Here is a 20,169-nt window from a genome sequence, read left to right as displayed (position 1 = left end):
CTCAACGGTATATGACCAAAAGAATTGGCTCAGGAATCTTTGCTTAAGAGTTTATCCATCAAAAATTCATTCGCATTTTTGTATTGTTTTGATGTTGAAACGCCCGGAATCAAAAGATGGCATTCTGTGCCGGCCTTATCGGCCTTTTCTTTCATTTTCACTCCATACACGGGATGATGAATTCCATGCCCCGCATTTTCAGAAGGGAGTTTCATATTATTGCCATAGGTCATTAAGAGGGGCGGATCATCTGCTGTAAGATGGTTATAAGGGGAAAACTCTTTGTAAAGGGCCTCGTGTTTTTTATAGTTATCCATGACATCCTCCATGCTCTTACCGCCAACGGCGCGATGAATCATAGCATGTTTTAACACATTGGGACCCAGCCAGGGTTCGATGACTTTGGGATCAATCGATGTCTGCCCACCTCCAACGGCAGCCGCAGTCACACGCGTGGATTCACGTAAGACAGGGTCTTTAGCCTTGGGGTCAGCCAGATCATCGTGCAATAATAACCACATTGATGTGCAAGCCCCTGCACTCCCACCCGTCAACGCAATTTTTTGCTTATTAATATTCCACTCTTTTGCTTTGGAACGTAAGAATTGAATTGCGCGAGCGGCATCGTGTACGGGAGCCGGCAATGGGGCTTCACCCGTCAAGCGATAGTTGACCGCTGCATAAGAAATGCCTTTGTCAAGATATGTCTGGATCTTACCAGGAAGACGACTTTTGTCTCCACCGATCCAGCCACCACCATGAATATAAACCAACAATGGACGTGGTCCTTTCCCTTTGGCTTCCCAGAAGTCCAGTTTGTTCATCTTATAAGGACCATATGAAACATCCGCATACGTCGGTTTGGGAGCCCCTTTTTTGTCTGCTGCGATGGCTATCGAAGTCACTAAACTACATGTCAACATTATGGAAAACAGAACGCGCAGCATATCATCAGATCCTTTATACATGGTGAAAAAAAACGTTTAATAAATACCGTGGTCTGCTGAGAGAGAATCGATTTACATACTTATCTCAAGTGATCTATTTTGCGTGGTTTCTTTTCACGAATCAACAGATTATTATATGATAATTCAAATTGAGATCAGAACAGACAGGTAAGCAGAGAGCTTTCACCGGAGATTAGATATATGAACATATTGAGATTTTACGGAATGTCGAGTTTCTTGATTTTAATTATCTCGCTACAAACCGTATTTGCTGGTGAAAAAGAGGACCCAACTTCAGCAGCGAATAATAAGGCACTTTGGGAACAGATTGCTCCCTATTTTGAACCACCCGATGAGTTTAAAGGGAATCTGGGGAAATACAAATCTCCATTGAAATTTTATGATGGTCGACTCGTCAAAACACCTGCAGACTGGCAAACGCGCCGTCAGGAAATTCTGAAGACATGGCACACGATGATGGGTGAGTGGCCGCCCGTGAATGAGAACCCTCGAGTGGAATATCTGAAAGAGGAACACCGTGACAATTTCTCACAGTACACAGTTAGGTTTAACATTGCACCAGGACATCCCAATACTGGCTATCTGCTAATTCCTGATCGTGCAAAACAGAATCGGAGTACACCGGCAGTTCTCGTCGTTTTTTATGATCCCGAGACAGGCGTTGGCTTGAAGGGAGAGAATCGTGATTTTGCTTATCAACTGGCAAAACGCGGCTTCGTGACATTTTCAGTCGGTCATGATTACTCTCTCTATTACCCTGACAGAGAGAATGCGCAAATTCAGCCTTTGTCTGCATTGGCCTATGGGGCTGCGAATGCATTTCATGTACTGGCAAATCGTAAAGAAGTCGATCCCAAACGAATTGGAATTGTCGGTCATTCCTACGGTGGCAAATGGGCGATGTTTGCTTCGTGCCTCTATGATAAATTCGCTTGTGCTGCCTGGTCTGATGGCGGGATTGTCTTCGATGAAAACAGACCCAGTGTGAATTATTGGGAGCCCTGGTATCTGGGATATGCGGGGCCTAACTTTCGCAAACGGGGTTTGCCGACCAAAGAAAATCCAAGAACAGGCCTTTATAAAAAACTGATTAAGGAAGGCTATGATTTGCATGAGTTGCATGCCTTGATGGCTCCTCGACCCTTTATGGTTTCTGGTGGTTCGGAAGATCAACCAAAACAATGGCGGGCGTTGAATCATACTGTTGCCGTGAATCGATTCTTGGGCTACAAAAATCGGGTCGCGATGACCAACCGCGAAAAGCACGCTCCCAACCCTGAATCAAATGAGCAAATGTACCAATTCTTCGAATACTGGCTGAAGCAAAATCAGTTGAGTGCGAATTAGAGCGATTTGATTTGAAGTATGGAAAATGAGGCCGTTTTTATACTAGTGTAATTGGTATTGATACTTATTTTGATGTGTGCGTATTCGGAAAATTCTCGATTCTGTAAAAAATTGTAGAGAATTTCACACATTTTTATCTCTGGAACGACGTCAATATCTTAGTTGGCTTTAAGTCGTTGAATTGTCATTGAGTGTGCCAAAAAATCTTCACAACAATGATTGTTCTTGGTCCTTATGCTGAATATTATTTAGAAGTAATGATTCCTTCCTTGAAGCCTTCCCCATAATGAATCCGTCCAAAGCTGTAAGCTGACACTAGACTTGCATCTTGTTAATCCTGCCTTTTATTGACATCCATGATCACTGGAGAATCCTAGATGGACAACAAACCTCATCCAAGAGGTAAACGTGGTTTTACGCTCATTGAATTATTAGTTGTGATTGCGATTATCGCGATTTTGATCGCGCTTTTACTACCTGCTGTACAACAGGCACGTGAAGCGGCACGACGTTCGACGTGTAAAAATAACCTTAAGCAAATTGGTCTGGCTTTACACAATTATCACGAAACATTTACCCGGTTTCCTCCAGGTAGTATCGGATGGTCATTTACGGCAAGTTCTTCTGCCAACCCCCAGTTGAACAGCATGGGACCGTTAGTCATGATCTTGCCGTACATGGATATGTCTACGATTTATAATCAGTTTGATTTCAGTCTCAGCTACGCCAATCCTGCGAATGTTGCTTTATCAGAAAACATAATTCCCACTTATCTCTGCCCTTCTTATTCGGGAGATACCACTGTTTCCGAACATGGCTATCGTGGCTGGAATTCCAACACCAGGAAGGCAATTACAAATTATTTAGGAGTCGGTGGTTCTCCGACAACGGGATCAATACTGCGTCTAACATCTGGTACGAGCCTACCTGCAAATCAAAGAGGAATATTCTGGCCAAATAGCAGCACCCGCATGCGGGATATTACTGATGGTTCCTCTAACACTTTCATTTATGGAGAATTTCGTCCTTCGATCATGTCGGATGTAGGTTGGGGTTCTGGTGGTGCATGTTACGATAATCGTTGTAGCCCCTGGGTGCGTGGTATTACGCTTGAAGGCAGCGGAGCGACCAAAGTGATGCGATATGGGCCGAATCAAGTCTTTCCTAAAACGGCTTATACCAGTGACTGGACTGTACTCCCTTTTAGCTCACCTCATGTGGGGGGAGTGCATATGCTAAATACCGATGGGACTGTGGTTTTTGTCAGCGAAAATATTGATATCAATATCTGGCGTTATCGCGGTAGCATGGCCGATGGCCAAGTGATTGGAGATTAACGTCATGCTGAAATCATCAAACCGACGAATAGCAGATTGCTTTGGAATCAAAATAGCGCGAATCCAGTGGTGGAATACGCTTCTGCTTCTATCTACATGCCTGATTTTGGCAGGCTGTAGTGGAGGCCCTACGGACACACCTCCGCTCGCCAGAGTCAAAGGAACTGTTACCCTTGATGGAAAACCACTCACAAGTGGAACTGTTCAATTTACGCCAAATAAAGACCGGGGTACAACGGGACGAATGGCGCTGGGGGGCATTCAACCCGATGGAACTTTTGAGCTCATGACAATCAAAGCAGGAGATGGCGCTCAAATTGGCCACCATCTCGTAGCGATTGAATGTTATGAATCGACAGAGTTTGATCCGAAAAACCCGACGAACCCAGAGCCTAAATCATTGATTCCAAAACGTTACACTGATTCAAATAAAAGTGGACTGACTGCAGAAGTGAAAGCAAATGAAGAGAACTCGTTCACATTCGATTTGAAAACGAATCCTTAAGTGAGCTTCAATGTCACCGCGATCCAGTTTTAAATTGGATCGCGGTTTTTATATAAAATGCATCCCTTCGATCTACTTAAGATCAAATTCTAAATCTGCTGTTCCACCAATGGGCACGGTTGTCGAAAACGGAGAGCTTCCAAAATCACTGAACTTGTGCGGTAGTTGGTTAATCGCTCCGACATCTGCGGGAAATTCATTTTCAGGAACATTTGAACCATCGGGCATCGTGAAGTATTCAAACAGCACTTTGTATTTTCCCGCGGGAACTCCGTCTCTCCCATCCTGATATTTCAAAATAAATTGGCCGGATTCATCGGTTATTCCTCGTCCTCCCTGCCCGCCGGTTTCCCCTTCGGGGAAGAAAACGACTGAAACACCGGGTAGTGTTTTTCCTTTGATTTTTACTGTACCCCATGTGGGGAAGACTTCCAGGTCATCTCGTCTGGTTTCAGTACCACAGGCGGTTAATAGCGAAAAAAACAAGATACATAAGATGCGTGAATACATCTCTTTCGATTCCAATAAAAGTGAGAAAAAGTGATTGAGGGAATCCAACCGGAAACAGACATGTTACCGGTTGGACCAGGAGAAATTCGTAAAACACTACGCGAATCAGGGGAAGTCAACGACATTTCCATCAGCGATATATGCCAGATGGGCGCGAGTGGGAGCATGAATATTTTCACTCACAAACCGGACTGCTCCGTCACCCATCAGAACGTGACAACCACCGGTGTGTAAACTCCCGGAATATGACCAGGAAGCAAGGTTTCCAATTGGGCCGGTTGAATACCAGGTGTTGATGTTGGCTCCAGCGAAATTAGTTCCGTTTCCAACCCACTTGGAAAATCCCCAGGCAGTTCCTTCGCCGTTTGCAACCAGTCGAGTTGTTTCTACAAGCGCCACTGTGTTGCTCATACCATCTGTCACATCTCGAAATTTGGCGCAACCATTAAATCCAAACATGGGACGAGTAGTCAAACCGAGTTCTCCCCAATTCGTACACGAAGTATACTGGCTGTTCGTACTGAATTCGTAATTCGTAAAAACACCTGGTAATGTCGAATTTCCTGGCGAGATTGAATAATGCGTACTGGAAGTCGTGGTATAGACTTCAGGTGTCGAATCTGACGGACAGTGAAATAAAGGAACAATCGTAGAGACAACTTCATCATTGGTGTTCCCGGCAGCCCCCGGAGCAACGATGACTCCACCTGATGGATTATAGGAACCTGTCGAGACACTGGCGTTAAATTGGTTATACAAGTTTGTTTGTTCTAAATATGGCAACAGGAGCAGGAACCCACGGTGGTTGAGCGTCACTGTACTCCCTGTAGAAGCAGAACCGGTACTACATGAACCGGAGTGTGACACCGAATAAGGTAGCACTTTGAATGTTTCATTATAATTGTGCAATGCTAAACCAAGTTGCTTCATGTTGTTTTTGCAAGTACTACGCCGAGCTGCTTCTCTTGCTTGTTGTACAGCAGGTAATAAGAGTGCGATTAAAATCGCAATGATTGCGATCACGACTAACAACTCAATAAGTGTGAATCCTTTTTTCTGATGACTCAAATTAAACACCGAAATACTCCTTCATAATATTAAGATAAATACAAACAAATATACTCGCAGTGACGGATGAAACCATTTGTTCAAGTCGCAAGTTTAACGGTCATCCGGAATAGGCCGTGTAAAGAGAAGGCAAATTTAATAACAAGATTAAATAAGCAAGCAGTGTGCCAATTATGAGAGTCGAGTAATCCGTTACGCCCGGGTTTTGTGAAATCTCAGTTCAAAAAGTAACTGATCATTTTTTCTGAAGCGCTCAGATTTAGAATTCCGAATAAGAGAGAGGGTTGGTAATTGACCAGACATCTTTGCTTTTTATTTAAGCAGAACAGGATGGAAGTGATTTTAAATGAAGCAGTGATTAGTAACAATTTGAAACGATTGTTATGTATATCTCAGCATGTATGTACTCATTATCGAGAAATCTAAATGTGAAATAGGATTTGATTTCCTGCCTCTTTTCTCTTCTTTGCGACTACAAAAAGCTGCTTGAGTTCATGTTACTAGTTAGTTCTTGTCCAGGAAACGAGATAATTCAATGAATGATGCCCTACTCCCTCCCTCAAAAGACTTCAAATTAACTGGCATCATACTTTGTGTGATTGGTGTCATTTGTTTAATTGCACCCTTTGTTGCGGGTACTGCCGTTGTCTTTGTAATCGGCTTTCTATTGCTGCTCGGAGGTATTTTGTATGCGATTCAAGGTGCGCGAGTTGATGATGTTCCAGGAAAAACACAGCACTTAATTCTCGGGATTCTTATGGTTCTGGGGGGAATCGGTATCATTAGTCACCCGGTCTTCGGATTGACTTTTCTGACATTGCTGATGGCAATGTTTTTTATCTTTGAGGGTGTCTGGAAAATTGTAATGGCTTTCAACGTTCCACCAGCTAATGGACGCAACGGGATTCTATTCAGTGGAGCCATTTCATTATTGCTTGGTGGCCTGATCTGGAGCCAATGGCCACTCTCAGGTTTATGGGCCGTTGGTACTCTGATGGGCGTTGACTTTTTACTGACCGGATTTTTTCTGATCAATCTGAGTGGGCCTCTCAATACCGGTTCATCAGACACCATTGAGACTACAGCTACCACCAAAGAGTAAATAGCCTTCAATTCACTAATCGTGTTGAAGTCTGCTTTTTAGGCTTGCCCGGTAGAGAATCAGGGGGCGGGAGGCGGTGTTGAAGCTTCAGGAGTCGCAGGTACTACGGGTTTGAGAACTTTGACATCAGTTTTCGAACTGCTTTTTTTCAAGAAACTTTTACTTCCCAGTTGCGCGGTATGATCGGGAGACATACGGTTTCGATAAATGACCAAACCATCAATTGCGTGATAGAGAGCAGAATAATCAACAGGTTCGTCTTTGTTTTCAATGATGTCATTTGCCATCAATGAGATGGCTTTGCGAACCCATTCTTCATTGAGACGATCATCAGGTAACGCCATCATTAAGAATTCGAGCGTATGCCCTGTCGTTTCCAGTCGTTCCTGAAAATTCTCGCTTTCACTTTTTTGAAAGAAGTAATCATACGAAAAAGAACCATCAAGGTTTTGCATCGCTTTGGCTTCTTCAATGTAGCGTTTAATTGTTTGATCGGCTTCCAGCCAGTAACCGCGTAGACGATGTCCCGCATTCTTATATGTATTTCTGGCATACGACAAAGCAAACAATGCGTGTGTGCCCCCACAGGCGGAGTCATTCGATAGCGTTTCGTTTTGCATATAGACCAGATCATCCATGCGCCACTCTTCTCCTTTTTTATCTACCCACGTAGCATCGGGCCCCAGGTAATGCACGAGAGCCCAGAGAGACCAGGTTACTTCTTCATTTTCCTGAATTTCTTTTTGCGCGTCACGCACAATATCAGCTACAGTAATCGGGCCATCGGGTGTCTGGAATTGATGGTCTAATGGGACATTCGCCATAGCAAGAACGGCCAGTGACTGATTTTTGTGACCTTCAAACGCATTCTCCTTGGTATAACGATGTGCGCGACCACCAAATTCTGTTTTTTGAAACCAGGGTTTGTTGTCGTAGTATGCTCCAGAAGAGATCCAATCCAAAGCATTCACCGTTTTATTGTTTTGCCTGATTTGATAATCCTGTCGAAATGCCAGAATGCCATGGTAAATTTCCCAGGGAGAGTGTTTATCTGATTCAAGATAGTGTTGCTGGGCAATTTCAATGGCCTGCTCTACTTTCTTCAAAAGCGCTTCGCCAGATTCGACCTGCTGTTCATTTTTTGCGGGTGCGGTTTCCGTATGGGCAACCTCTTGTGAACTCTTCCCACAACCAGAAATCAGCATGACATGAGACAGAAGTAGAATCAGAAATGACAGACGAGTCAAGAATCTCATCGTGTAGGTAACTCCAGGCGAATAAAATCAATTTAAGGAATGAAAATGAGCGGGTTTGTGTTCAAAGTATCAGTAAGTTGAGGATGATCGGCTTGCTCAAATGTATCAACGCTTTATGGCATTGTAAACTTTTTATTTTTACTAATCTCTCATGCTACTAAGGTGGAATTCGAATCTCAACTGGCATCGTGGTGATTCTGAGTAAGCGCCTTCAAAGGAAAGGAATTTCTACTTTCAGGCTTTGATATTCCCTGTTCTATCTCGGAATCTATGTCAGCAAGCTCACCCGGAAATAATCGACACTCTCTTTCAGATTCGGACGAGTTAAATCTTTGAATTGAAAATCTGATGAGAGTCTTTTCTTCACTCAAAACAGTGCTAGTACATCTGGGATAATCAACATAATCATATCAGTTGTCAAAAATGTCTATTCTTCTACTTGAAAACAGCCTCTCGTTCTCAGATTACAAGGTATTTTTTTGAACTGGCTACCTATCTGGATCATTAATTTCGAATAGACCTTATAGCTAACAAGAAAAGAAGAATAATGACGCAATGGATTTCAACAATCTCACTCGGGGCGGTTATTGCGATTGCATCTATCTATTGGGTAGTAGACGAATCTCAATCCCAAACGGTCGTTTCTCCTAATCAAAAGTCGGTTAAGTATGTCGGTTCAGGAACTGATTATGAGGGAGTGCCACAATCGATTGACTTGTCTTATATTTTCACATCGACAAGACCGCCGTGTACCGAATGTTCCCATTCCGATTCTTCATTACGTCACAAATACCAATGCCAGCAGCACAATATAAAGCGAGGTAAAAAATACCGCGGTATCGAAGTCGGTGAGAACCGATGGATCAAGATGGCCTGTGAAGAAGCACACCAGTCAGTCAAGGAAGGTGGCGGTCCGTTTGGTGCCGTCATCGTTCAAATCGATGATGCATCAAATCAAGTCATTCGTTTCTGGCGGTGTCGTAATCAGGTGACCAGAAATATCGACCCTACAGCACATGCTGAAGTGAGCGCTATTCGGACGGTTGCCAGCGAGTTAGGAGTATTTGATCTTGGAGATATTCGACGTGATGATCCTCGTTTGAAGTTAGCTCAATCTGGTGAAACATCGCATTGTGAGATCTATAGTAGCTGTGAGCCTTGCCCAATGTGCTATGCCGCGATTCGTTGGGCGCGCATTGACACGATTGTCTTTTCTGCCACACGTTTTGATGCGGCTGAACCAGGGGTCGATTTTTCAGACCTCAATCTTTATGAGGAACTAGCTACCCCTTATCAAGACCGTGATAGCAATGGCCTTCGTGTCTATCAAGCGACTACTACAAACTCATTAGACGCTTTTAATCTTTGGAAAAATATAGACAAAGTTACGTATTAGACTTTGTTTTTCGAATCTACCTACATCTCTTTAGGGAATAAAAATGACGAATAATTCAAAATTCATGAGAAATATTGGTTTGGCGATTGTCGTATGTGGCCTGCTTGCTTCCGCATCATTTGCTTATGAAGCACTTACTTATGATAAGTTACCGAGTGCAGTTAAGAAGAACATCGAATCGTTACACCCGAACTCACGTGTATTGACTGCAAACATCGATGAAGATGGTCTTTATCAGATTGATGTGAATGCCAACAATAAGCATTTTCTCGTGGAATTGACACGATCGGGCCGCGTGGTGAGCAATAAAAGTCAGGGAAAGGTTCTAAAGAGTACACCAAAATCTGTAAACCTTCCCGCCAGAGTGCGGGCGACAGTCAAGAAGCTTTATCCCAATGGTAATGTTGTCTCCGCGGCGGCCGATGAAGATGGTGTATACCAAATTCAAATTAAGAGTCCACAAGGAATAAGCAATGTTGAGTCAACGCGATCAGGAAGAATCTTAAGCAATGATCGCGATGCGACAGACAAGGATGAAGATCTGAGCATTTCGCCATCCTTACAGGCGCGGCACATTGAAAGCGTACGAAAGTTGCCTTATGCCGTACTTGCCGCGGTCGAAAAAGCACATCCACAAGGTGTGATTGTCCATGTTTATCAAGACCTGTATGGTCCTCGTTATGGACGTTCAGCTTACTATGTTAACATCGTCAAGAATAACGAAGTTTATAATGTGGGCCTCACTGCCACTGGCAAAGTTCTTAAAGATACACTCGATAACCAGACAGAACGTCTGGCACGTCTACCACAGGTTGTCAGCGACACTGCCAAAGCAGCCTTTCCTAATGGAGTAATTTACGGTAGCGGTACACGAAATGGCAATTATGAGGTTGATGTCTTAGTCGATGGTCTTCCCTATGATTTAGTAATCACAAAAAGTGGCCATGTGATTTCGAAGAAACGCGATTATCACGAATAATCGAGTAACTAGCCTGATCTGCAAACGGACCTTCATATCGGACGTTTCTATTTGACGGTGAGCAATATGCGCATCTTCTGCACGGTGATATCATCTGGAGACAACCAGGTGACTTCACCGTTGTTGAAGAGAGCATGCGTGCCTTGGTGAGCAAACACACCGTTTTCAATCAACTGGAATAGTTCATTTAGAGAGATGTCGGTCGGTTCATTCCATAACCCATCAGGGTTTGGGATTTCAATCAATAAGATTTGCTTCTCTTCATCATTCACTAAGCGCGGGAGCTGATTACGATGCCCCTTTCCCCATAACGTAGAATCATCAATGATGGCAACGAGCTTTGTTGTGCTTGGTGAATCTGCCTGACCTGATCGAATTTCACGATGATATAAATCAGGATTCTGGGTTGCCACAGATTCATTTTGCGCACTGTTCCAAGGCTCATCAATCAAATAATCAAATCTTCGTTCCTTATGTGTAAATGATCGTTCCAACTGCGGAAGGATTAAAGCCCGCCAACTATGTTGAGAGGCTCCGTCAGGATCCGTGAATACCGCAGGTGGGAAACAGCCATGCTCAGCATGGTAATAAGCGAAGGCGGCTCCAATTTTTCTGATTTGATCTCGAAATCGATCTCTAGTACCTCCAGAAGTCGCTTGTTGTACCTCTGGAATCAAGAGCAGACACAGAATTCCAATGATCGTCAGGACCGTGAATATCTCCCAGTACCGATTTTTCTTCGAATTGGTTTTCATAACTATACTATATAGTTCAGGAAATGATTTTGGTTCGCAATATGGAGTCATCTAAGTCCTGATTATATTGTAATCACTATGAAAACATTTGAAAGATCTTGTTTGAATCAGAGCCATTTCATAAAAAAATCCTGAATCCACGAAGTCGGGATTCAGGACTTTTATTCTAAGGCGTCATCTAATGACAAGAGTTGCGGTGGAGGGATTCGAATTAGTGCTGGATTTCCAAGGGAAAACGTACATTCTTGGTTTTGCTGGGGATTCACGGGGGATAAAACAATTAAACAGAAAATATAGTATTTCGGAGAACTCGATAGTCAAACCTGAAGGTAGCCGAAACACGTTGATCGCTATCATGTACAACACTAAAGGCAAACTGGCAGACGGTATTCGCAGAACGGGATCTACAGTAGGCGGTGGAGATTATGCGTGAGGTCGGCTGACACAAAACAGCAACATTGACTCGCGCACTTCCCGGCATTCATTCAGTTCATCCCTGACTGTCAGGTGAATGCCTTTGGTGAAACGCTTCGACGAAAGTACGTCGCATCAGGTTGGGACCAACTTTTCGGATGGACTGGTGGCTGCCATCCTGCAGGTGTTGAACATTCTTCGCGACCTTGTTTCGGAGATCGAACCCAAGGCTCATCGAGAGGTCATTCGTTTTGCCGCAGCGATTCACCAGTGGGTTCTCACCGATCGAGGAACGGCAGAGACCCTGCCAACTCGGGCAGATTACCGGATCAGTATGTCCTCACGAAGCTAGTCAGTCTGTCGCATCGGGGAATCGGGAGCGCGCGCGGGATCTCGAAGCAGAGCGGCACTGTTCACAATGACGAACAACTCACCGACATTCTGCACGACTGCTCCGGCAATCGGGGAGATCGCACCAGCGGAAGCGAGTCCCATCATGAAGACTGTGAGACCCACACCGACGATCACATTTCGATGAATCGTCTTCCGCGTGCGTCGCGCCAGACCGATAGCATATGGCAATCGATCGAGTCGCTCGGTCATCAATACAACGTCGGCACTGTGGAGGGCGATTTCGGCACCAGCCGCCCCCATTGCGACGCCGATATCACTGCTTGCCAGAGCCGGTGCATCGTTGACACCATCCCCGACCACCATCACCCGGTAACCTGCCTGACGCTCGGCACGCACGACTTCACGTTTGTGTCCCGGCAATACTTCAGAAACGACATTGTCAAGTCCAACGTCATCGGCAATTTTTCCGGCAACCTCCTGTCGGTCTCCCGTCAGCAGTGTGGTTCGCAACACCCCCAACTGCCGAAGATCATCAACGACCTGCCTGGCATCCTCACGGGCATAGTCGGCGAGGAGAACGGCTCCCAAACACCGCTGCTGCGACTGATCACGAGAGGCGACCCAGACAATTGGTCCCGCATGCTCAGGTGCAGCAGGCAGATCAAATCCGGATTCGGCCAGCCACGCACGACGCCCCAGCAGAATCTGTCCCTGCTCGGTGTCTACAACCACACCGCGACCTGGTAACTCCTGTGCTCCGAAGGTCTCATGCGTCTCGGGAAGCTGTTCTTTCACAGCATAAGCGGTGATTGCGCGCGAAACGGGGTGCTGCGATGCGCTCGCACACCGCGCCGCGGCCGCCAGCAGTTCCGATTCCGAGACCTCGTGCGCGGCCAGCGAAAGCACCTGCAGTTTACCCAGGGTGACCGTGCCGGTCTTATCGAAAATGACCGAATCGACTTCCGTCAGGGCCTCTAGAAACTTGGCGTTTTTGATCAGGATTCCTTTGCGGGTGGCAGCAGCCAAGGCGGCGACCATTGCAGCCGGGCCCGCGAGGATAAAGGGACCGGGACAACCGACGACCAAGACTGCGATCGCACGAGAAAGATCGCGGCTGAGGAACAGGCTGATTCCCGCGACCAGCAGGACTCCAAGCACAAAATACTTTGCATAACTCTCAATCAGGCGAAGTACTTCGGTTTTGGATTGTTCTGCTTCATGCAAAAGGTCGAGAATTTTCCCGAGGGTTGACGTGTTGCCCGCGCTCGTCACCCTGACCCGTAGCAAACCATTGTGATTGATGGTTCCAGCGAACAACTGGGTCCCTGGGCCAACATCCTGAGGCGTGGATTCACCGGTAATGGTCGATTGATCGACGGCCGAATGACCCTCCGTCACTTCACCATCAGCGGGAATCGTCTCACCGGGACGAACTACCACCAGATCACCGTGTAGCAGATCGTTGGTATCGACTTCGTGCTCAATCCCGCGGTCATCCAGGCGACGTGCTGTCCGGGACTGCAGCGATTTGAGGCCTTCAATGGCTGCCTGGGCACCCAGAACGCTACGTTCTTCTAAAAAGAAAGCTACGCTGAGGATGATGGGAATCAGGGCTGCGGTCACAAAATCACCCACTGACAGTGCGGCCAGCGAAGCGATTGCGACGAGTTGAGCGCTGTAAGCATTACTGGAACCGGTGAGCAGTCCCTGGAGTGCTTCGCGCAGGATGGGCAGCAACACGAGGATCGCGGCGACTGCCTTCAGGCATTCTGCCACGGGCCTCTGTTCCACCGTAAATAGTGAGTCAACGGTTGCCGCGGCGGCTAGCAGAACACCGGCTGCCAATGCGGTTCCGATACGCAGACCGAGGCGAACGCGTTCGCCTTGCGTCATACCCGCATCCAGATCTTGTTGAATTCGTCTTGCGACCGGAGTGTCAACGGTACTCATGGTTGAGCCTCCGACTTGCCAGTGGTTTTGTTGGATGGTTCAGTTGATTTGGTCTCTCCTCTGGACGGATTTCCCAGAGGACTGCCGGGTGTCAGAACCAGTCGAGTGCCGGGATCGACAAAGCGGAACTGACTTCCATCTCTCATCAGTCCTTCAATTGTTTCCAGATGCAATCGATTCCAGACCAGTCCCGGGTTCTGCTCATACTCATCATGAATTCGATTAAATAACGCGACCTCTTCTTCTGCTCGTGTCCGCAGATCCGTTGCCCGGCGCGTCGCCATTTTGATCAGCGAATTGCTTTCGGCCTCCGCTGCCGGAACGATGCGAGCCGCGTAACCTTCGGCTTCGCGTTTTTTTGTTTCAATGGCGATTCGCTCGCTTTGCACCGCTTGAAATGCGTCGGCCACATCGGCGGGAGGCTGAATTTCACGAAACTCAACCGCCGTCAGTTCAACTCCGAGATTCATTTTATCGATGAGCTTCTGCGCGTCCATAAGTACGACACGCGAAAGCTTTTCAGGTCCGATGTCTGTCTCACGCTGTAGCCGCAATACATCGTCAACCTGCCATTGCGCGATCACTTCGGCGGCAGTTCCAATAACGATGTCGCGTAGAATTCGTTCGGGATTTCGATTGGAAAACTTATACGCAATCGGATCGCTGATGCGATACTTCAGTGTAATGTCGGCTTCGATGATGTTTTGATTACCGGAAAGCGCATAACCAGACAAGCCCCATCCTGATCTCGTACTCGATTCCATGTTATTGCGAAGTGCGGTGATTGAAATTTCACGCTCCTGCTTGACAGGCACCCGAATCACTTCGTCAATTGGATATGGAAAAGCCAGTAGCAAACCCGGCTGACGTACTTGATCGGCAGGTGAGGTTCCCGTCAGGTGACCACATCGCAGCACCATCCCCACCTCACCCGGTCCGATCGTTGTGATGCCCGAACACCAGAACAGAACGAACAGTCCCAGTGCCAGCCAACCGATCATTTTCGAGCCGGCACGCACCCCTTCGGCCATCGAGAATTTGTCTGTCTGTCGAGGACGTGGAGGCACACTAGGTGGAGTAAAACCATCGACGTCCGAATCATCACTGTTAAAGCCCGGTGGTTGATCACTCATTGCCACCTCCACTGATTGATACGTCTTTGGACTGGTTCAACCGATTCGTCTTAGGTTTTGTTTTGGGTTTGTTCTTGGGTGCTTCGGGAGGATCGGACAATAAGTCAAAGAAGCCTTGGTTGGTACGGAGTACAACGGTCGCGTCCTTACCAAGCGTTTTCTTGAGGGCTTCGAGTGAGCGCCAATAGCGATAAAAATCGGGATCGCTGCGATGTGCTTTCGCATAAATTTCGGCGGCCTCGCGTTCGGCTTCGCCACGAATTCGACCGGCGGCAAGCCGACCTTCGCGCAAAATTTCTTCACTCTTGACGGCGGCGTTGTCACGGATCCGCCGTGATTCCTTATCTCCTTCAGCGCGAAGTTGCTTCGCCTCGGCTTCACGCTCGGCTCGCATCTGCGCCAGCACAGCAGTGACGTTGGCTTGTTCATATGCGATCCGCTTAAAGCCGACCTGCTCAATATCAATTCCAAATTTTTCAGCGGCAGTCTGTTTCACTTCTGACACAATCGCCGATTCAATCTCGGGCGTTTGGATCTGTTTCGTGTCGGTGGAGACGAGTGCCGAAAGATCATAGCGACCCATAAGTGTGTTCTTGGCCGCAGTAACCATCCCGTCAAGCTTGGCGGAGGCCGCTGTTACATCGCCGACCGACTGCAGGAATAAATGAGGGTCCTCAATTCGCCAGACGACATACGTCAACAAGACCACATTGCGTCGATCACGAGTTAGTGTGGCAGTATAGGGAGTGTTGAAGATCTGCTTACGCATGTCGAACACACGGACATCTTCAATCGGCCAGGGAAGCTTAAAGTACGGACCCGGCTTCAAGATAGTCCGGACCGGCTCGCCAAAGCGTGTTACGACAGCAGCGGTCCCTTCACGAACTTGTAGATAGCACGCGTAGCCGACCAGAATCGCCAGCAAAATCACTGCGGCACTAATATTGAAGAGGACTGTAATTTTACCTCTTGGACGCCGGTCACTCGTATCGGATTGTTGTTCGTCGTTCATAGATCTTCTCAAGGAGTTTTTGTTTTTTTGGGATCGATCAACATGGAGTCAGCCGAACCGGAACGTTCATCAAAAATGACATCGGGAAGTTCCGAGTCCACAATAAACAAGCGTCGTCCGGACAGGACTCGCTCGAATGCTTCGAACCAGAGTCGGAGTCGATATGTTTCAGGTGCTGCAGTGAAGGCTTCACCGACGGCGATAAATTCAGCGGATTCCTGTCCGGCAACGGAAACACGTTTGGCAGCGTCAACTTTGGCATCCGCGAGTCGTCCATTACTTCCTTGTTCCGCCTCCAGGATCTGCTTGGCCGCTTCGCCGTTTGCCACGGTAACCACGCGGTTGCTGTCAAGCTCCGCATTGATCACATCCAGGTAACTGCTCGCCACTTCCACCGGAGGATGAAGGTTGATGAGCGCAACATCGACGACGTCCAATCCCAGTCGCTCGGCAGACGAGTATTCGCTTAACTTCTTGCGAACGTCCTCGGCGAATTGATCCCTCCCACGAGAGAGCATATCGGCGAGTGTCGCACTGCGTGTTTGTTCCATGAGTACACGATATGCCAGAGATTCAAGAGCTGTTTCGGGATTCGACGTGGCAAAGGCATGATCAAGAAATCCCTGGGTGTCCTCGGCAATCTTGAAGTAGACAATCGCGTTGACCGCAACCAACTCAGTTTCTGAACCGAGTACGAGCGAGAACTCCCGTGCATGAGGCTGAGTCCACAACAACGTTCGGTCCTTGTCTTCCGAGACGGTGGCCTCCTCAGTTTTTTCTTCGAATCCAATCCGCATGCTTTGGACGATACCTGCCGGGTATCTGCGTATTTCTCCGAACGGCCAAGGCAGCTTCGTGTGTAATCCCGGTTTCAAACGTACCTGCTGCGCGACACCGAAGCGTTCCTCCAAGCCAGCCTGATGAGGCTGAATAACGACGAAACAAGTCGAAAGCCAAACGATTAGCAGGCATCCTGCCGCAATTGGGAGTACCGACCGTCGAAAGAACCCGATTGTCCATGACGAACGGAGACTAAGGCCAAATCGTGCTTCTGCAATATCGAAGGCCTTCGATACAGGATTGGTCGTCGTCAGAAAAATCTCGCGTAGGATCGAGTCGATCGGAGCGGTGAACGTTCCTTGAACGGTGGTGGTTTGAAACCATGCTGCGAACAGGCGGATCAAGTGCTCACTCGCAACTGCGATCGTCCAAAGACTTAATCCCCACGCAAACCAACCTTCGATCGGCGGGTGAATGGTGGCTGTCAACAATGTGGCACCTGTCAGAAGCGCAGCGAGACGTGACTCAGAGAGTGCTGCTCGGACCGCCGGCGCTTCCGGCAGAGTCAATGAGTCTTGCGATATTGACGAATGGGATCGCTGTTCGAGGACTCGAGAAAAAACAGTCCATAAACTTGCCGCCAGCACCGCCAAAATCGCTCCACCGATAACTTGTTCTTGTGACCGGGGCACGGCAACTTCGACCAATTGGCCGACCATTGATAGTCCGGTCAACACGAGAATCGCCACCAGTGGTGTTGCTACAAACAAATAGTGAATCGCCGTTGATTCACGCTTCAGAGCCAATACATCTTCATCGTTGGCCGAACTGAGTCGCCTACGAATCTTAGCGGCGTTCATCGCCGCCCAAAGATCCACACCACAAAGGGAGAGTTGTAATGCGACGACGCGAAACACGCTTGATTCGATTTTCAATGCATAGAAGAAAGAAGCTCCGGCTGCGATCACGACGCACCAAAATGCGTTTCGTAGTATCGAGACGCTTGGAGGTTCGCTCAACGAGCGAACTGATTCTGGAGCCGAGATGTCGTCTGACAGGGGTTCTGGTTTGTTCGAATGCTGATTGGTCATGAGGAACTCCCAGCGAAAGTCTCTTTTGTCGCGGATAGCTGTCGCATCAGATCAGGGATTTTCTTTTTCGCTGAGTCCACATCGCCATCTCGAAGGAATGCTCGCGTACTGAATAATACCAGCCGTAAGTCGCGCGTTGCCTGCCGTTGGGATGGGGTCGGAAAAGACAAGTAAACTGCAGAACTGATGGGTAATTTTGCCGCGAGAGAATCCAAGGCAGCGATCCGGTCCAGTGCTTCACTGACATTCCCGCTTCGGAGCGCGATGTTCGTATCGATCTGTAGCGTCTGCATCTCTTCAAGGCATTCACTCGGAGAAGGTACGAAGATATAAGTGAAGAGGCAGAAGAAGATCGCCATCCCGCAGATCGCGATTGCTCCGAGTTGAGAGGCAGGAACTGCTTTTGACATCCGCCCGGTATTCGCGCTGGATACCGTCTCCGGATCGTCGTTGCGATAGCCGATCTTCGCGATTCGAATGAATATACCGACTGGGACGAGAATCCAAAGTGCCAACGTTCCCACCAGCATCAATGGATCTTTAAACCAAAGTGATGCGCTGACTGCTTCACCGATTTTGTCAATCGTCGCAAATTCTGGTCGCGTTAGACTATCGAGCCCCGTTGTCTCTTCAACAGTTGCTGTGGACGAACGCAGGGCAACAGTTGAGGTATAAGCGACCATGCAAACGAGGAGAAACATCGAGATCGCCACCGCCATCACGCGACGAAGACTATACCAACGTGTTAACAAAAATATGTTCGCAGCACCAAGACCAACTCCAAAGACATAGATTGCCAACCCTGTTGGGACGGACAAACCAACCCGTTCGACAGCCGCACACTGAATGATCCCGCGAGCCGGACCGACATACTGAGGAAATGCCAGTAGAGAAGCGATCAAGGGGCCGCCACGATTGGAATTGTCGGCGATAGCGACAAAGGAGCCGGAGGGGATGAAAGCCGTTATCAACCAGGAGACTATAATCACGATTAACAAATCGACCATAGGCCAACCGGTCACGATGCGGCCTGATGCGATCAGGAGATTTCTCAATCGGGTGGCGCCAGTCAAGCCCGCGGGTGGTTCCTCGGCTGTGATTTCGCTGCTCACAGCGAAACGAGAACTCACGTCACTGATAATGATGGCCAGAACCCAAGTCACGGAAACAATCATCAGAAACTGTGTCACTGAAAGGACGGTCAATCCGTAGAGCAAAGAGATCGGATTAAGTAGTGGAGCTACGAGACCCAGAGTGATTAATTTGCTCGTCGGGAGCCCCAAACGACGCAGTTCTCTCAAAACAGGGAGCACTCCAATCGAGCAAACAGGGACAGTCATTGCAACGAGTACAGTCCTAACCACACCCTGGATGCCATCGCCACGAAAAATGACTTTGACTCGTTCTGGTGTCGCGCGAGTCCGTAACCAAGCGGCTACCACAACCCCGCCGAGAATAGTCGGCGATGCCTCAAGAATCGTCCGAATCGCAGTAACGATAAACGTGACGATTAGAGCTTCGAATGTAGGTACTTCGACAAACATTAGGTTTCCGGCGAATCGACTGCGTGCCAGCGTGATTAACTGAAGAGTTGGTTAATCGCTGGCGTTAAGGTACCCAGTGACAATGCAGTTTGCGCGGTTGCAATTAATCTACAATTGCAATCAGTCTACGATCAGTCTACGGAGGACGCCATCTCTTTGTTTGTTTTTTTCGAGAACATTCACAGAAGTGGGATTATCACGCTTGATTCATGTGCTCAAAGTTTTTAATTTTGAATAATCAAAAATAAAATTTACATAGATCAAAAAATACTAAACAACAACAATTAGCGGGGTTTACGCTCATCAAGCTGCTGTCATAATCGCCACCATCACAGTCCTAATGTCACTGCTGCTGCCGTAATGCAGCAGGCACGTGAGGCCCGGCGAACCTGGTGCCGAAACCACCCCAAGGAGCTTAGACTGGTAATTCGCTCTTTGCACCAAAACAAAAGGATGCGGGATGTTACCCCGAGTCCTGAGGATGCATAAACTGTTTCTGAAAAAAGACTTACATGATTGACAATGGAAGCGGCGGGAATTGAATGCGTGTCCTCAGTCCCCTATCGACATTACACGACAAGAACTTACGTGACATACCCTTTGTCGCCGTCCATCTCAGAGACAAAGGCATACATGCGATTACTTATGCGTTTTTTAGGCGCGATTCC

General features: G+C 47.6%; 18 protein-coding genes. 8 read left to right on the top strand and 10 right to left on the bottom strand.

What is annotated here, in order from left to right; translation table 11 throughout:
- Positions 1 to 29: 29 nt before the first annotated feature.
- A complete protein-coding gene (locus V144x_RS15770; protein ID WP_144986084.1) occupies positions 30 to 947 on the bottom strand; it encodes an alpha/beta hydrolase in 918 nt (305 codons plus the stop codon).
- Between the two features lie 225 nt (positions 948 to 1,172).
- On the opposite strand from V144x_RS15770, the gene V144x_RS15765 reads away from it, so the two are divergent.
- The 3 genes from V144x_RS15765 (at position 1,173) to V144x_RS15755 (ending at position 4,157) form a co-directional block, all read left to right on the top strand.
- Positions 1,173 to 2,315 (top strand): prolyl oligopeptidase family serine peptidase, encoded by a 1,143-nt coding sequence (locus tag V144x_RS15765; RefSeq protein ID WP_144986083.1) that lies wholly within the window; start codon positions 1,173 to 1,175, stop codon positions 2,313 to 2,315.
- Between the two features lie 377 nt (positions 2,316 to 2,692).
- Complete coding sequence (locus V144x_RS15760) at positions 2,693 to 3,652, top strand: DUF1559 domain-containing protein (RefSeq protein ID WP_144986082.1); 960 nt, start codon at positions 2,693 to 2,695, stop codon at positions 3,650 to 3,652.
- Positions 3,653 to 3,656: 4 nt separating this feature from the next.
- Complete coding sequence (locus V144x_RS15755; protein WP_144986081.1) at positions 3,657 to 4,157, top strand: carboxypeptidase regulatory-like domain-containing protein; 501 nt, start codon at positions 3,657 to 3,659, stop codon at positions 4,155 to 4,157.
- 72 nt (positions 4,158 to 4,229) lie between these two features.
- Here V144x_RS15755 and V144x_RS15750 read toward each other — a convergent pair whose 3' ends face one another.
- Together V144x_RS15750 and V144x_RS15745 are read right to left on the bottom strand one after the other, a co-directional pair.
- Positions 4,230 to 4,667: a hypothetical protein gene (locus tag V144x_RS15750; RefSeq protein ID WP_144986080.1), complete on the bottom strand. Its 438-nt coding sequence runs from the start codon at positions 4,665 to 4,667 to the stop codon at positions 4,230 to 4,232.
- A gap of 105 nt (positions 4,668 to 4,772) precedes the next feature.
- The gene (locus V144x_RS15745; RefSeq protein WP_144986079.1) at positions 4,773 to 5,744 is read right to left on the bottom strand and encodes a DUF1559 domain-containing protein; all 972 of its coding nucleotides are present in this window, start codon (positions 5,742 to 5,744) and stop codon (positions 4,773 to 4,775) included.
- A 526-nt stretch (positions 5,745 to 6,270) separates the two neighbouring features.
- Between V144x_RS15745 and V144x_RS15740 the strand changes: the two genes are divergently transcribed.
- Positions 6,271 to 6,837, top strand: coding sequence for an HdeD family acid-resistance protein (locus V144x_RS15740; protein ID WP_144986078.1), 567 nt, complete (start codon positions 6,271 to 6,273; stop codon positions 6,835 to 6,837).
- Positions 6,838 to 6,896: 59 nt separating this feature from the next.
- Here V144x_RS15740 and V144x_RS15735 read toward each other — a convergent pair whose 3' ends face one another.
- Positions 6,897 to 8,093, bottom strand: coding sequence for a hypothetical protein (locus V144x_RS15735; protein WP_144986077.1), 1,197 nt, complete (start codon positions 8,091 to 8,093; stop codon positions 6,897 to 6,899).
- Positions 8,094 to 8,640: 547 nt separating this feature from the next.
- Between V144x_RS15735 and V144x_RS15730 the strand changes: the two genes are divergently transcribed.
- Together V144x_RS15730 and V144x_RS15725 are read left to right on the top strand one after the other, a co-directional pair.
- Entirely contained in the window at positions 8,641 to 9,489 is an 849-nt protein-coding gene (locus V144x_RS15730; protein ID WP_144986076.1) for a nucleoside deaminase, read from the top strand.
- A 43-nt stretch (positions 9,490 to 9,532) separates the two neighbouring features.
- Entirely contained in the window at positions 9,533 to 10,468 is a 936-nt protein-coding gene (locus tag V144x_RS15725) for a PepSY-like domain-containing protein (protein ID WP_144986075.1), read from the top strand.
- Positions 10,469 to 10,515: 47 nt separating this feature from the next.
- Here the strand turns inward: V144x_RS15725 and V144x_RS15720 are convergent, their stop codons facing one another.
- Positions 10,516 to 11,223 carry a DUF1559 family PulG-like putative transporter gene (locus V144x_RS15720; RefSeq protein WP_197998456.1) on the bottom strand — a complete coding sequence of 236 codons (708 nt, stop codon included), beginning with the start codon at positions 11,221 to 11,223 and terminating at the stop codon, positions 10,516 to 10,518.
- 181 nt (positions 11,224 to 11,404) lie between these two features.
- Here V144x_RS15720 and V144x_RS15715 point away from each other — a divergent pair, with 181 nt between their 5' ends.
- Together V144x_RS15715 and V144x_RS15710 are read left to right on the top strand one after the other, a co-directional pair.
- Positions 11,405 to 11,656 (top strand): hypothetical protein, encoded by a 252-nt coding sequence (locus V144x_RS15715; RefSeq protein ID WP_144986073.1) that lies wholly within the window; start codon positions 11,405 to 11,407, stop codon positions 11,654 to 11,656.
- A gap of 87 nt (positions 11,657 to 11,743) precedes the next feature.
- Positions 11,744 to 11,989 carry a hypothetical protein gene (locus V144x_RS15710; RefSeq protein WP_144986072.1) on the top strand — a complete coding sequence of 82 codons (246 nt, stop codon included), beginning with the start codon at positions 11,744 to 11,746 and terminating at the stop codon, positions 11,987 to 11,989.
- On the opposite strand, the gene V144x_RS15705 is transcribed toward V144x_RS15710, so the two are convergent.
- Genes V144x_RS15705 through V144x_RS15685 form a run of 5 tightly spaced genes read right to left on the bottom strand, consistent with a single transcriptional unit; the run spans position 11,986 to position 19,501 of the window.
- Positions 11,986 to 13,941, bottom strand: coding sequence for a heavy metal translocating P-type ATPase (locus V144x_RS15705; RefSeq protein WP_144986071.1), 1,956 nt, complete (start codon positions 13,939 to 13,941; stop codon positions 11,986 to 11,988). The two genes, V144x_RS15710 and V144x_RS15705, sit on opposite strands and share 4 nt — an antisense overlap.
- Positions 13,938 to 15,074, bottom strand: coding sequence for a protease modulator HflK (hflK, locus tag V144x_RS15700; RefSeq protein WP_144986070.1), 1,137 nt, complete (start codon positions 15,072 to 15,074; stop codon positions 13,938 to 13,940). The genes V144x_RS15705 and hflK (V144x_RS15700) overlap by 4 nt, the downstream gene beginning before the upstream one ends.
- Positions 15,067 to 16,098, bottom strand: coding sequence for a protease modulator HflC (hflC, locus tag V144x_RS15695; protein ID WP_144986069.1), 1,032 nt, complete (start codon positions 16,096 to 16,098; stop codon positions 15,067 to 15,069). Before hflC ends, hflK (V144x_RS15700) begins: the two co-directional genes overlap by 8 nt.
- Positions 16,095 to 17,957 (bottom strand): protease modulator HflK, encoded by a 1,863-nt coding sequence (hflK, locus tag V144x_RS15690; RefSeq protein WP_144986068.1) that lies wholly within the window; start codon positions 17,955 to 17,957, stop codon positions 16,095 to 16,097. The genes hflC and hflK (V144x_RS15690) overlap by 4 nt, the downstream gene beginning before the upstream one ends.
- Positions 17,954 to 19,501, bottom strand: a complete 1,548-nt coding sequence (locus tag V144x_RS15685) for a permease (RefSeq protein ID WP_144986067.1) — start codon at positions 19,499 to 19,501, stop codon at positions 17,954 to 17,956. The genes hflK (V144x_RS15690) and V144x_RS15685 overlap by 4 nt, the downstream gene beginning before the upstream one ends.
- Between the last annotated feature and the right edge of the window lie 668 nt (positions 19,502 to 20,169).

Source organism: Gimesia aquarii (genome assembly GCF_007748195.1).
Lineage (GTDB): Bacteria > Planctomycetota > Planctomycetia > Planctomycetales > Planctomycetaceae > Gimesia > Gimesia aquarii.
The sequence above is the reverse complement of the archived record's forward strand: the minus strand, read 5'-3'. Positions and strand labels throughout refer to the sequence as shown.